This is a genomic window from Sorangium sp. So ce128 (assembly GCF_051525245.1).
Taxonomy (GTDB): Bacteria; Myxococcota_A; Polyangia; order Polyangiales; family Polyangiaceae; genus Sorangium; species Sorangium cellulosum_B.
This window is the reverse complement of sequence record NZ_CP150313.1, coordinates 3,194,690-3,207,500: the sequence shown is the minus strand read 5'-3', so window position 1 is coordinate 3,207,500 and position 12,811 is coordinate 3,194,690. Positions and strand designations below refer to the sequence as shown.

Annotated in this window: 10 protein-coding genes; 4 read left to right on the top strand and 6 right to left on the bottom strand. The window is 71.0% G+C overall.

Annotated elements, in window-relative coordinates; all coding sequences use genetic code 11:
* Positions 1-235: 235 nt before the first annotated feature.
* Both WME82_RS12550 and WME82_RS12545 read left to right on the top strand, forming a co-directional pair.
* Positions 236-1,249, top strand: coding sequence for a hypothetical protein (locus WME82_RS12550; protein ID WP_438043032.1), 1,014 nt, complete (start codon positions 236-238; stop codon positions 1,247-1,249).
* A 119-nt stretch (positions 1,250-1,368) separates the two neighbouring features.
* Positions 1,369-2,649 (top strand): sigma 54-interacting transcriptional regulator, encoded by a 1,281-nt coding sequence (locus tag WME82_RS12545; RefSeq protein ID WP_437745686.1) that lies wholly within the window; start codon positions 1,369-1,371, stop codon positions 2,647-2,649.
* 68 nt (positions 2,650-2,717) lie between these two features.
* On the opposite strand, the gene WME82_RS12540 is transcribed toward WME82_RS12545, so the two are convergent.
* The 3 genes from WME82_RS12540 to WME82_RS12530 form a co-directional block, all read right to left on the bottom strand.
* The gene (locus tag WME82_RS12540) at positions 2,718-3,797 is read right to left on the bottom strand and encodes a hypothetical protein (RefSeq protein ID WP_438043031.1); all 1,080 of its coding nucleotides are present in this window, start codon (positions 3,795-3,797) and stop codon (positions 2,718-2,720) included.
* A gap of 19 nt (positions 3,798-3,816) precedes the next feature.
* Positions 3,817-5,286, bottom strand: a complete 1,470-nt coding sequence (locus tag WME82_RS12535; RefSeq protein ID WP_438043030.1) for a glucuronyl esterase domain-containing protein — start codon at positions 5,284-5,286, stop codon at positions 3,817-3,819.
* 459 nt (positions 5,287-5,745) lie between these two features.
* The gene (locus WME82_RS12530) at positions 5,746-7,254 is read right to left on the bottom strand and encodes an FAD-dependent monooxygenase (protein WP_438044883.1); all 1,509 of its coding nucleotides are present in this window, start codon (positions 7,252-7,254) and stop codon (positions 5,746-5,748) included.
* A 370-nt stretch (positions 7,255-7,624) separates the two neighbouring features.
* Between WME82_RS12530 and WME82_RS12525 the strand changes: the two genes are divergently transcribed.
* Positions 7,625-8,080 (top strand): GNAT family N-acetyltransferase, encoded by a 456-nt coding sequence (locus WME82_RS12525; RefSeq protein ID WP_438043029.1) that lies wholly within the window; start codon positions 7,625-7,627, stop codon positions 8,078-8,080.
* Between the two features lie 186 nt (positions 8,081-8,266).
* On the opposite strand, the gene WME82_RS12520 is transcribed toward WME82_RS12525, so the two are convergent.
* Together WME82_RS12520 and sigJ are read right to left on the bottom strand one after the other, a co-directional pair.
* Positions 8,267-9,406 (bottom strand): glycoside hydrolase family 16 protein, encoded by a 1,140-nt coding sequence (locus WME82_RS12520; RefSeq protein WP_438043028.1) that lies wholly within the window; start codon positions 9,404-9,406, stop codon positions 8,267-8,269.
* Between the two features lie 330 nt (positions 9,407-9,736).
* Positions 9,737-10,618, bottom strand: a complete 882-nt coding sequence (sigJ, locus tag WME82_RS12515; RefSeq protein ID WP_438043027.1) for an RNA polymerase sigma factor SigJ — start codon at positions 10,616-10,618, stop codon at positions 9,737-9,739.
* A gap of 100 nt (positions 10,619-10,718) precedes the next feature.
* Here sigJ and WME82_RS12510 point away from each other — a divergent pair, with 100 nt between their 5' ends.
* Positions 10,719-11,582 carry a hypothetical protein gene (locus WME82_RS12510; RefSeq protein WP_438043026.1) on the top strand — a complete coding sequence of 288 codons (864 nt, stop codon included), beginning with the start codon at positions 10,719-10,721 and terminating at the stop codon, positions 11,580-11,582.
* Positions 11,583-11,805: 223 nt separating this feature from the next.
* Here the strand turns inward: WME82_RS12510 and WME82_RS12505 are convergent, their stop codons facing one another.
* A complete protein-coding gene (locus tag WME82_RS12505) occupies positions 11,806-12,717 on the bottom strand; it encodes a LysR family transcriptional regulator (protein ID WP_438043025.1) in 912 nt (303 codons plus the stop codon).
* Positions 12,718-12,811 lie beyond the last annotated feature (94 nt).

Sequence of the window (12,811 nt, the reverse complement as noted above, 5' to 3'; positions counted from 1 at the left end):
GGGCCTACCGTGGGAGCCGGCCGCGCGGACCGTGAAGAGGCCCAGCGACGCCCCGTGGTCGCGGGTCCACCTGGAGCGCGCAGACGTCGCGCGATCGCGATCGCGATCGGTAGCGCCTGGCGCGATCGCGATCGCCCGCTCGGGCCGAATCGTGGGCCTAAGTTGCTGAATTTACATTGGATATCGTCGGCACGCGGGCTGCTACGGGGGCGCTCGGAGAGGAGCCCCGATGCCGATGATGAGCCGAGATACCTCCGATACGTCCGTCACGTTCTCCCTCGCGGAGCTCGCGAAGCTCGAGGAGGCGCGCGTGCGGGAGGAGCACCTCCAGCGCGCGAGAACGCGCGAGAAGGAAGCCCGCGAGCAGCGCGAGGAGGAAGCGCGCCGGCGCGCCGCGGATGCGGCTCGGGCCGCGGCCGAGGCAGAGACGCAGGCGCGGCGCGAGCGGGAGCAGGCCGAGGCGGAGGCGCGCGCGGAAGCGCGGGCGCGGGCGGCGCTCGAGGTGGCACGCATCGAGGCCGAGGCGAAGGCGCGCCTCGAGGCGGATAACGCGGCGCGCGCGCACGAGCTGGCCGTCACCCGCGCGCGCGCCGAGGGACGGCGCCGCAGCCTGACGCACGCGCTCGCCGCCGCGCTCGGCCTGGCGCTGTGCGGCGGCGCAGCGGCCACCTACGGGGTCGCGCAGCACGTGGCAGGCCTGGAGCAAGAGGCCCAGCGGCTCCGTGATGCACAGGCGGCGCTGGCAGACGAACGCGAGAGCGCGAGGGCGGCCGAGCTCGCGGCCCTCGACAGGCGCCACGCGGCGCTGCGCGGCAGGCCCCTCGCCCGCGACGCCGAGGAGGCAACCGCGACCGCGGAGGCGGCGCGGAGCGCCCTCGATCCGCGGGCGCTGGACCACAACCGGCTGCGGGCGTTCGGGGACGCGCTCGACGCGCTGCAGACACGGCTCGACGCGTTCGAGAGGGTCGCGGCGCTCGATCGGCGCCACGCCGACCTCGCCGCATGGGCCGCGGAGCGGCGGCGGCCCGAGGCCACGGCGGCGGCTGAGGTCGCCGCGGCGCGCGCGAGGACGCCCGGCGCCGACGAGGGCGCGCTCCGCGCTTACGAGGGCGCGCTCACCCACCTGCGGGAGGCGCTCGCCCGACCTGCGGCGTCCGGACCGCGACCGCAGGTGGGGGTGGGGCCCCAGCAGCCCAGGTGCACGAACCCGGGCGACCCGATGTGCGGGTTCGACGGGCGGTCTCTCTGAAGCGCTGAATCCGCGCTTCTCTGCGGGGAGCTCGGCGGAGCTCCGGGCGAACGACACAACCGTCGCCCCCCAGCGCGGCGCTTCCACGCTCCGGAGGTGCATGGCACCCTGCGAGGAGAATGGCCAAGGACGTGTCGAGCACCGTCGAGCACCGGAGCCCGGTGCGGCCCGAGGCCGGGAGGCGGCGGCCAGCGCTTGTGTGCGCGTTCCCGCGGCCCATGGCGTTCGCGCTGCCCGACTCCGGGACCGTCATCGGCCGCGCCTGGCTCGCCGAACGCGGCCTCGCCGACGCGGAGGTGTCAGGCAAGCACCTGCGGATCGATCGCGCCGGCGGCGCGCTGCGCGTCGCGGACGTCGGGTCGCGCAACGGCACGTGGGTGAACGGGTCGAGGCTCGCGCCGCGCGACCTCACGCCGCTCGACGACGGGGCGGTGCTGAGGCTCGGGCGCGTCCTGTTCGTCTTCCGCGAGGAGCTCCTCGGCCCGCTCGATCCGGCGCCGCCCGTCGGCGGGCTCGTCGGGCCGTACGGCCTGCGCACCGTGGCGCAGCCCCTCGAGGGCCTGCCGCGGAGCCGCCCCGGCAACGTGCTCATCGAAGGGGAGACGGGCGTGGGCAAGGAGCTCGTCGCGCGCGCCACGGCGGCGGCCCTGGGGCGCGCAGCGCCTTTCGCGGCGGTGAACGTGGCCGGCGTCGCGCGCGGCGTGTTCGAGTCCCAGATGTTCGGCCACGTGGCGGGGGCGTTCTCGGACGCGCGCAGCGCAGCGCCCGGGATCGTCGTGGCCCACGACGGCGGGACGCTGTTCCTCGACGAGATCGGCGAGCTGGATCCCGATCTCCAGGCGAAGCTGCTGCGGCTCCTGGAGAACCGCGAGGTGCTGCCGGTCGGGGCGCAGCGGCCGGTCCACGTGAACGTGCTGGTCGTCGCCGCGACCCACAGGGACCTCGAGGAGATGGTGGAGCGCGGGGCGTTCCGGCGCGACCTGTTCGCGCGGCTCGCGATGGCGCGCATCCACGTGCCGGCGCTCCGCGAGCGGCGCGAGGACCTCTTCAGCGTGGCGGGCGAGCTCGCGCGGCGCGCGGGCGTCGCGCTCCCGGCCGAAGCGGTCGAGGTCGAGGCCATGGAGCGGCTGCTGCTCGATCCCTGGCCGAGCAACGTGCGCGGGCTCGACGCGGCCCTCGCGGAGGTGCGCCGCCTCGATCACGAGCCCGGGCTGCGGCTGTGGCCGGTCGAGGAGGTGCTCGGGAAGGCGCCGGACGACCAGAAGACCGCGCTCACGCAGGAGCGCGTCGAGTCCGCCCTCGCGGCCGCCGGCGGCAACGTGACGTCGGCCGCGGAGCGGCTCGGCGTCTCGCGCGGGAAGCTGCTGCGCTTCCGAAAGCGCACGCAGCAAGGGGAGTGATCAAGCCTGGTTCGGTGCGTCGGAAATCCCGCCAGGCGGTTCGACGCGAGCGGCGAGGGAGGTCGCCATCACTCCCAGCCGGACACGCCGTTCGTGTCGCGCAGGATGGCGTGGACGGCGTGCACCTGACCGCCGGACATCTTGATCATATGCATGTCCAGATGCCCGTCCGTCATGAAGTCGAAGATCGTGAGACCGATGGCGATGCCACGCACCTCGTCGGCCAGGATGACGCGCGGGACGAAGGTGCCGCCGGACCCAGGATCGCTGGCGCTGCAGGATGCTCCGGTGCGGCAAGAGAAGTTGCCGCCCCCGTTCTCCAGGCGCTTGCAGGCTCCCGTGACGTCGCAGACGCCGGAGGGGAACGAGCGGAAGTACTTGTCGATCCAGCTCGTCAGCTCTTCCCGGGTGGCCCGCTCGGCCTCCGGGACCTCGTCGTGCCAGCCGATGTCGTCCGAGATGGCGATGATCGCGGCGGGATCCGAAGCGACCGCGAAGGATGCCGTGTAATCGCCCGGGCGGACGACGATCGTCTCGATCTCCGTGATCTCCGAACCTTCCACCTTGATGCGGAGGGCGACGGGAAGATCCCTCCCGCCTTCCGGAATCACCGCCTGAGCGCCGGCGCTGCACGCCTCGGTATCCAGGGCACGCTGCGAATGCTTCACCTCGCCAGCGTCCCTCCAGAAGGCCGTCGTGCCGATCTCGGCCTGCATGCCGTTTTCGGTGAACTTCACGCCTTCTGCCAGGGGTAGGCTGGAAGGATCCCCGGCGGCGAGGGCGGCGAAGTAGTCGTCCAGGAGGCCATCCAGGAGCTCGCGCGTGCAGTCGCCACCCGGAGCGCCGCCCGCCCCCGTCGCTCCGCTGGTGGCCGCTCCGGGGCCACCGCCGGTGGAGGTGCCGCCGCTCGGCCCCGCGCCGCTGCTCGGCCCCGCGCCGCCGCTGGCGCCGCCCGATGAGGCGCTGCTGGTCTCTTGCGGCGTGCCGCCGGCGCCTCCCGCGGGGCTCTGGCCGCCAGAGCCCGCCGCGCTGCCCGAGGCTCCACCACCTCCGGTGCCGCCCGTGGCGTCATCGTTTTGGCCAGGGCCGCAAGCGCCCAGCGTCAGCGCCAGGGCGACCCCGAGAGAGAGGAACGAGCTAGGATTCATACGTTACCTCTGCGCTGGATCAAAGCTCGCCGGTGAGCGTCGGCGGTGTCCAGTCGATGTGGTCCAGGTGGTTGGGCTTGTTGGGCAGGTCCGTAGCGAAATTGCCCGTCGCCGTGGCGGCGTTGCCCTTCAGGAACTTGTCGACCATGGCGTTGAGGGATGCAGTGTACTGCGAGCGCCAGCTGCAGTGGCTCCCACCTGCGCCCGTGTAGGCGATGTGGTCTCCGACGCCGAGCGCCTCGAAGATCATCTTGCCGACGTTGGCGGTGACCCACGCCGAGTTCCGATCGAGCCCGTTGTACATGGTGCTCGGGTTGTCCACGATGTAGAGGCCGCGCGGAGCGATGAGGCCCATCATCTCGTGCATGTCGACGGGCAGCTTGTTCGTGTTGTCGGCCCCAGCGTTGTTGCCCGTGGTGAACTGACCGAGCGCCACCTCCGAAAGCCAGCGGACGTAGCTGATGCCATGATAGGGCCATTCGGAGCCGCTGTAGCTATCGAGCACCTCGACGAGGCGCAGGCCGATCGTGCCCCCGAGACCCGACTCCACCGGGATGGTCAAGGCGATGCGGTTGTCGAGCACGCCGGCGACGAAGGCACCCTTGCCCCAGCGTGAGCAACCCGTCACACCCACCCGGCGCGGATCGATGACGCCGGGGTTCTGCTCCAGGACGTCGAGGACGCGGCTGATCTGCCAGGCCTGTGCCGTGAGGTAACCCGCGGGATGGTCCGAACCGTACGCGCTGTAGAACGGCCCGTTCTTCGCGCCGCTGGTGCCTTGCGACTCGACCGCGGTGAAGGTGATCGTCGCGACGCCGCTCGGAACCGGCATGCCGCTCAGGCCGCCGTAGCCGATGATGGCCGGGGCGGGCGCAGTCGCCCCGTTCATGTTCACGGTGAGGTTGAACGAGGCGGTGCCGCCGCCATCCTTGACCTCGACCGTGATCCTGCTGTTGCTCACGGTGCCGGACACGGCGCCCTTTGCCGGGACGGGCTTGTCGCCGTAGATGAACTTGTAGGCTTGCTGGAGGATCTCTTCGCGCCGGCAGGCCCACTCGCTCTTGCTGGCGATGCGGCTGCCGTCCATCTTCTTGAAGGGGTCCGGCAGCTTCGAGTTCGCCGTGAGCGAAGCGACGCTCGGCATCGCTCCGACGGTGCACCCGGCTCCAGGGTTCTCCACCTCACCCCACTCGGCGCTCACGGCGTTGCCGCCGTCGCCGTTGCCCCCGGCACCACCGGTTCCCGGCGCTCCGCCCGTTCCGGCCGGGCCCCCGCCACCGGTGCTGGCTTCGCCCGTCGTCACGTCGCCGCCCGTCCCGGTCGGGGTACCGCTCGAAGAGGACGGTCCACCCGTGCCCGTCGGCGTCCCTCCGGTGCCGCTGCCGCTGGCGCCGACGCCCCCCGTGCTGGCAGCAGGGCTTCCTCCTGAACCGCTGGGATCCTCCGATCCGCCTTCGCTGCCGCAGGCGGCGAGCACCCAAGGCAGCACTGCGAACAAAGCCAAAGAGATCGTGGGACGTGCAGTGCGTAGACGCATGTTGAGCGCTCCTCGTGAGGGGTCGTGAAACAGGATCCCGCTGGGGTCGGGCGATGGGATGGCGGACGAGGGCCCGACCCGCGAGTGCCGCCGAAGTTATTCCCCACTTTGCCGGTCGTCTTCAAGCTGATTTTGTGCTACTTTTCGTAACGTTCGTGCGCCGCGCGTACCGCTCAGGTGGACTGTTCTCGGCTCTTGCAAAATGTCGATTCTTGCGAGATGCGCACGGGCGTGCAGCCGGTGCGCTGCTTTGACGGCCTGCCGCCGAACGAGCTCTTGCGTGCTTTTCGATGGCCTCGATCCGTCCGGCCGCAGCTGGTAATCGTCCCCTTCGCCCACGCCAGGGCCAGGAGCAGGCCGAAGCCGATTTCCTGTTTGCCCCTCGACGGCACGTCCTCCCCCGCTGAGCGCCTACGCGGAGGCGGTGTGCCGGGAGAGCAGGTGTGCCGCGGCGCTCCGCTGGGTGGGCGGTCCGAACCAGGTGGTGAGGGCGTCGCGAAGGCCGTGGTCCGTCCCTTCTCCGACCCACGCGACGTGTCCGTCGGGTCGAATCAAGACGGCAGTCGGCGCAGGTACCGCGCCGAGCACCGGGAGCTCCCACACACCAGCGGGGCGAGCTTCGAGCAGCCGAACACGAGCGGCCCAGGGAGCGATGTCGAAGGCACCCGGCTCGCCGAGGTTGAGCAAGACCGGTCTTGCCTCGTGCAGCAGCGTGAATACGCGCAGCGGTCCGCTCTCGGTGACCAGGTCGAGATCGGGCATCCGACGTCCGAGCAGCGGGTGTCCTTCACCGAGGTCATAGCGAATGTCAAGACCAGACATCATCGCGGCGTAGCGCTTGCGAGGCTCGTCGATCTTGAGCAGCTCGGTCACGGTCTCGCGCAGGGCCTCCGTTCGATCGTCGCCGCGACCGAGCGCGGTTTGCGCCATGGTAAGGCGCAGCACGCGGGCAGCGATGGGGTGCCGCTCGGCGTGATAGGTATCGAGCAGGCTGTCGGGCGATGTGCCGCTCACCACCTGGGCGAGCTTCCATCCCAGGTTCACGGCGTCCTGGACGCCGATGTTGAGCCCCTGTCCACCTGCCGGCGCGTGCACGTGCGCCGCGTCGCCCGCCAGGAGGACTCGCCGGTCTCGGTAGGACGCCGCTTGCCGAGCCATGTCGCTGAATCGGGATAGCCAGGTCGGGTTGTGAACACCGAAGTCGGTGCCGTAGACCGCGACGAGCGCATCGCGCAGGTCCTGGAGCGTCGGCTTGTCGGCTTTGCCGACGTGCGGCTCCACGAGCACGACGCCAACACGCTTTCCGTCTTCCAGCTTACCCAGCGCGTTGACGCCCTTTTCGCCGCGGCGGACGCCCCACGCGGGCTCGTCCACCATGTCCACCTCCGCGATCAGGTAGCTCGTCGACGCGTCCCATCCGGCGAAGTCGATGCCCGCCTTCTTGCGGACCAGGCTGCGACCGCCGTCGCACCCGACGAGGTACTTCGCTCGTAGCGTCGCGCCGTCAGACAGCTCGACGTCGACGCCCGTGTCGTCCTGCGCAAACCCCGTCACGTCACGCCCGCGATAGAACTTCACCGGCAGCTCGGAGACCCAGTCGGCCAGGATGCGCTCGATCCGGTTCTGGCGGAGCGCGAGCCCGTGGTTGTGGCGAACCGGGAAGTCGCTGATGTCGAGAGGGATGAACGAGAATCCCGCGACCTGCATCACCTGCCCTTGTGAGAGAAAGCGCTCCGCGACGCCACGCTGATCGAAGACCTCGATCGTGCGTGCGTGCAGACCGCCAGCGCGCGAGCCGGCGAGGTCCTGGTTTTCGCGCCGCTCGACGACGGCGACGTCGATCCGCGCCAGCGCTAGCTCGGCCGCCAACATGAGCCCCGTCGGACCTCCACCCGCGATCACCACGGCGTGCTTCGGCATCTTCATAATGCAGCATGGTGCGGCATGCCTGGGGGCTTCCGGCAAGCCCCCATGTCTGGTATACGCTGGGGCTGGAGATGGGCGGGAGGCTCGCTCGTTTCCTCGCTGCGCGCGCGCCTCGCGGCGCACGGCGGCGCGCCGAATTTTTGCGCTCGTCCGACGTTCGTTGGTGATCCTCTGAGACCCCTCGATGGAGGCCGGCCTGCCATGACCCGCAGCGAGGACGAGCGCGCCATCGACGCCGTCGTGCGTGCGTTCTTTCAGGCCTTTGGACCGGAGCCATGCCCTTGCGCCAGCAGACGCCGCCCGGCGGAGACCGGCGCGCCGCCGTCCCCGGCGCGCCCGGTCGGCTCGCCTGCCGGAGGTCCCCGTGATCCGGGCCGCTCGCCCCGAGGAGGCTGAGCTCCTCGGCGCGCTCGCCCTCCGTTCCAAGGCGCACTGGGGCTACACGCGCGAGTTCATGGAGGCGTGCCGCGCGGAGCTCTCGATCTCGCCGGCGTACGTGGCGCGGCATCCGACCTTCGTCCTGGTGCGCGGAGACGAGGCGCTCGGGTTCTACACGCTCGAGGCCCTGAGCCCGACCCGGGTGGAGCTCGGCCACCTCTTCGTCGAGCCGGAGGAGATCGGGCGCGGTCATGGCCGCGCGCTCCTGGCGCACGCGCGCGACGAAGCGCGGCGACGCGGGTACCGCGTCCTCGTGATCCAGGGCGATCCGAACGCCGCGCGGTTCTACGAGGCCTGCGGCGCGCGACGCGTGGGCGAGAAGGGCTCTGCCAGCATCCCTGGCCGGCTGCTCCCGCTCTTCGAGCTCGACCTGTCTCGTTGACGCGCCGCCGCTCGCGCTGGCCGAGCGTCCACGATATCGGCCCGCCTGTTTCGCCGCCGAGGGTGGCTCCGGTGTGGCCCAACAGGGCGCCCTCTGCCGCCGCGTCCAGGTCCGCCTGTGCCTTGCCGGGAAGAATGGAATACAGAGAAGGAAAAGTAAAACAATCCCTCGCCCTGAGCGGGGGTGCTAGGGCAGGGTGTCCACGAGGGCGAGCGAGGACGCCCGGAAACCGGCCACCTGCGCGTCCACCTCGGCCTGCGACAAGAGCACGTCCTTCGCGAAGTAAACCCAGTCGACGTCCTCGGCGTACGTCCGCGAGCCGGTCTGTCCAGCGGCGAGCTCGTCGAACCATAGGTTGAAGTCAAGGTGCTGGTCCGTCTCGGGGACGTACGTGGCGTCGTGCGTGCAGAGCCGCGCGCCGTCGACGTAGTAATGGATACTGGACGCGTCGATCTGGAGGAGGAGCCTCTTCCAGCCCGACTGGTCCCCCGCGACCTGGTTCGACTGCGTATTCTCGAGCGTGGCCGTCTCCCACGAGGTCAGCCACAGCGTGCTGTTATCGCCCTGCCCCCACCCGCCGTTGGGCATGTACTCGAAATCCTGCTCCGAGTAGTTGGGATCGGCCTCGGGGTCGTTGATCCATGGGCTGATCGTGAAGAACGTCTCGACCAGCTTGTCGCCGAGGTGCCGGGTCCCGGTCAGGGGCGTGTTGCGGAATCTCACCCTGGCGGAGTAGGTCCCGAGGCGGAACCTGTCGTCGTTGGACTGGATCTCCGCGTGCGAGGTGCTCGCTCCCGATCCGCGCGAGGTCGCTTCGAGCCGCAGCAGCCTGTTCGAGGCGAGATCGGGATCTTCGATGAACGACACGTTGGACGAGAGCCATTGTGCGCCGGCGACCCCGGGCGCTCCGTCGGTCGTCCGTACCCACCACCGGCTCTTGAGACCATCGTCGGCGATGCCGCTGTAGCTGAAGTCGTCGAAGAACTCGGCCGACACCACGACCCCGCCGCCGCCCTCTCCGCCAGCGCCGCCGCCCTCTCCGCCCTCGCCGCCAGCGCCGCCAGCGCCGCCGCCCTCGCCGCCAGCGCCGCCAGCGCCGCCGCCCTCGCCGCTGCCGCCCTCGCCGCCCTTGCCGCTGCCGCCCTCACCGCCGCTCCCTCCGCCAGCGCCGCTGCCGCCATGGCCGGCAGGGACGTCGAGCTCGCTCGAGCAACCCACCAGCGCATGCACCGCGAGGAGCGCCGCCCCCGCGGCGTGGATGAAGCGCGCGCCGCGGGGCGCCCCGTTCGAAGCAGCGATCCCCTGGCCTTCGCGATCCGTTTTCATCGAGACTGTTCCTTTCGGGACGAGCGTCCCATCGCGGGCAGCTCCGAGGAGACCAGGATGATGCTCCGCCCCCGCTTCGCGAGGTCGGATCGAGGATCACGGCCTCCGAGGCGTAGCCCTACCCGACCACGAAGTACGGGAAGGCGTGCCGCATGGTCCAGCGCCTCGCGAGCCCGGACCTTCCGGTCATGAGCCCGCGCCGATCTCCGCGCAGCGCTCGAAGCGCGCGTCGACGCCGCGCGCCCTGGCCGCCTCGAGGAGCACGGGCTGCTCCAGGTGGTCCTGCGTGACGCGGCAGGGCGAGGTCGGGCGCTTGGACTTCCTACCCGCTCAAGGATCGCGGCTGGCGTTGAGCCACCGCAGCTTGTCGGGATTGGCCATCGCCCGGATCGCGCGCACCACGCCGCCGTCGATCTCGAGTGTGATGACGACACGGATCGCTGCGTCCGTGCGGGCGCGCAAGACGAGCGCCGGCTCACCGTTGATGTCGCCGATCGCCGCGTCGAAGGGGCCGGCCGGGAGCCGCGGCGTCGAGGCGACGAAGCCCGCCACCGCCTCGCGGCCGCGCAACGGCGCCAGCACGGCGCCGGGAAATCGCCCGCCGCCGTCGGCGTCGAGCACGACGTCCTCGGCGAGCAGGTCGACCAGCCCGCGCAGGTCGCCCGAGCCCACGCTGCGGGCGAAGCGCGCGACCAGCTCGCGGTGCGCCTCGGGGGTGGGCGGAAGCCGCGGCCGCTGCCGCTCGAGGTGCTCGCGGGCACGAAACCCGAGCTGGCGGCAGGCAGCGGGCGTGCGCTCGACCACCCGCCCGATCTCGGCGTAGTCGTAGTCGAACAGCTCGTGCAGGACGAAGACCGCGCGCTCGAGCGGCGAGAGCTGTTCCAGCAGCACCAGGAACGCCATCGACACCGACTGCCAGCGGGCCAAGGGGGAGGAGGCGTCGAGCGCGTCGGCCTCGCTCCAGATCGGCTCGGGCAGCCAGCTGCCGACGTAGGTCTCGCGCCGGCGGCGCGCCGAGTCCAGCAGGTTGAGGGACAGCCGCGTGACGATGGTGCCGAGCAGGGCCTTCGGCGACTCGACCTCGGCCTCGGGCACGGCCAGGTAGCGGATGTAGGCTTCCTGCACCACGTCCTCGGCGTCGGCCGCGCTGCCGAGCATGCGGTAGGCGATCGCGAACAGGAAGCTGCGGTGGATCTCGACGTCGGGTTTCATGGTTCTTGGCTTGCCTCGATCATGGACGGCGCGGCCGGCGCCGATGTGACATCGGCCCGGATGTCACACGACGACCCGCTGCGTGGTCTTGCCGGCCACCATGCGCAATCTCCTCCTGTTCGTTCTCGTCCCGCTGCTCTCGGCCTGCAACGGATCCTCGTCGCCCTCGGGCTTCGAGGGCACCTGGAACTACGACCTGCCCGACCGCGCCAGCGGCACCAACCTGGCTCACCTGTCCTGCCCGGCCCAGGGCGGCGCCCCGGCGGTGGAGCTCGACATCCCGCAGATCGGCCACCTGGTGCTGTCCCGTGACGGCGACCAGACGCTCGCCGGCCGCACCGATCAGGGCTGCTCGTGGAGCTTCCGCGAGGCCGACGACGAGCACGCGAGCTTCGCGTCGGCGGAGGCGACCTGCGATAACCCGGTCATCGGCTCGAGCTACACCATCACCGGCTGGACCCTGGCCCGCGACGGCGCCGGCGCCGCCGAGATCGTCGACGCCATCAGCCACCGCCCCGGCGGCGCCGACTGCGACTTCGTGCTCGCCGCCGGCAAGCGCACCTGGGTCGACCCCGATGCCGACGACGATCCCGCCGCCGCGTTCGTCGGTTCGTGGGCCTACGTGCCGCCCGATCCGGTCACCCGCACCAACGTCGCCACCGTCGCTTGCGCCGACGCCGAGGGCAACCCGCTGCCGCCGAGCTACGAGCCCCAGCTCGGCAGCATCGCGATCGAGCGCACCGGGCCGCACACGGCTGCCGCCACCGACGGCGACGGCTGCACCTGGACCTTCGCGGTCCACGGCAACACTGCGTTGCTCGACCCGCCGACGCAGAGCTGCGGCCCGCTCACGCTTCATCACTGGGCCCTGGCCGGCGAAGGCGGCCACGCCTTCGAGGTCCGCAGCGGCGAGCGCGCCGGCTGCCGCGTCCTCCTGACCGTCGGCGAGCGCGTCCGCCAGTAAGAGCTCATCCGGCCTGGGGCATGCCGTCGTCGTCGAGCCCTCCGCAGGCCGTGGAGTGAAAGCGGCCCGTGACGAACACACGGAGGAGCGCACCTCCTGCATTTCCGCCGCTGCCACCCTTCAGCGAGGCAGCCGTAGAAGCGTTCGTGCTGGTCGGGAGCCTGAAGGACGCTGACAGCTTGAGCAGCGCCAAGAAGATGGAGGCCCTGCGCGCCACCCTGATTCAACCCGTTTTTCGCTCCAGTCGCGCGGCGAGCCCTGCAGCGAGGTGCTCGGTCAGCGCGCGGACCGTCGTCGATGAAAACCGTCCAGGTGGGCTCAGCGCAAAGACGGGAGCCGGCGGCGTCACGAAGTCCTCGAGCAGCGGGACGAGTCGGCCGCGCTTGATATCGTCGCGCACGAGCCAGTCGGCGAGCAGCGCCACCCCGAGGCCCTGTCGCGCCATGAGCGCCACTGCCTCGCTGTTGTTGGCGGCGAAGCGACCACGGACCGGGACCGGGACGCCTTTGCCAGGCTCCCTCCCAAAGCGCCAAACGGTCGGCGCGTTCGCCTCGCCGTGAACGAGGCACTCGTGGGTCCGTAGGTCGCTCGGGGCGTTCGGGCGGCCGCGCGCTCTGAGGTACGACGGCGCGGCGACGAGCACGCGACAGCTGTCGGCGAGCTTCCGCCCGCGGGCGCTGGTGTCAGCGGGGACGCCGACGCGAATCGCCAGGTCGAACCCCTCGTCGACGAGGCTCACGTACCTGTCGGTCATCACGAGCTCTGCGCTCACCGCGGGGTGGCGTCTCAGGAAGTCGCCGACCGAAGGGGCGATGAAGAGCCGACCAAAGACGACCGGGATGCTCACGCGGACACGGCCGCGCGGCTCCCGGTCGCTCTCGTTGAGCTCGCCGCTCAGCTCGTCGAACGCCGCGAGCAGCTCCCGTGCGCGGGCCACCAGGCGCTGACCGGCCTCCGTGACGCGAACCGATCGCGTCGTGCGCTCGACGAGGCTCGCGCCGAACTGCGCCTCGAGCTCGGCGATCCACTTGCTCGCGGTCGACTGCTTGATCTTGAGGTCCCGGGCGGCGGCCGAAAAGCTGCCTCGCTCGGCGAGTCGCGAGAACAACCGCAGCGCTTCAAGTCGATCCATCATGCCCCTTTCGGAATAATTCCTAGCATGAATGCGACATTTCGTCCCCTCCTGGAATGAGTCATTCCTGCCCGACGATGATGGCGACCTACCAGGA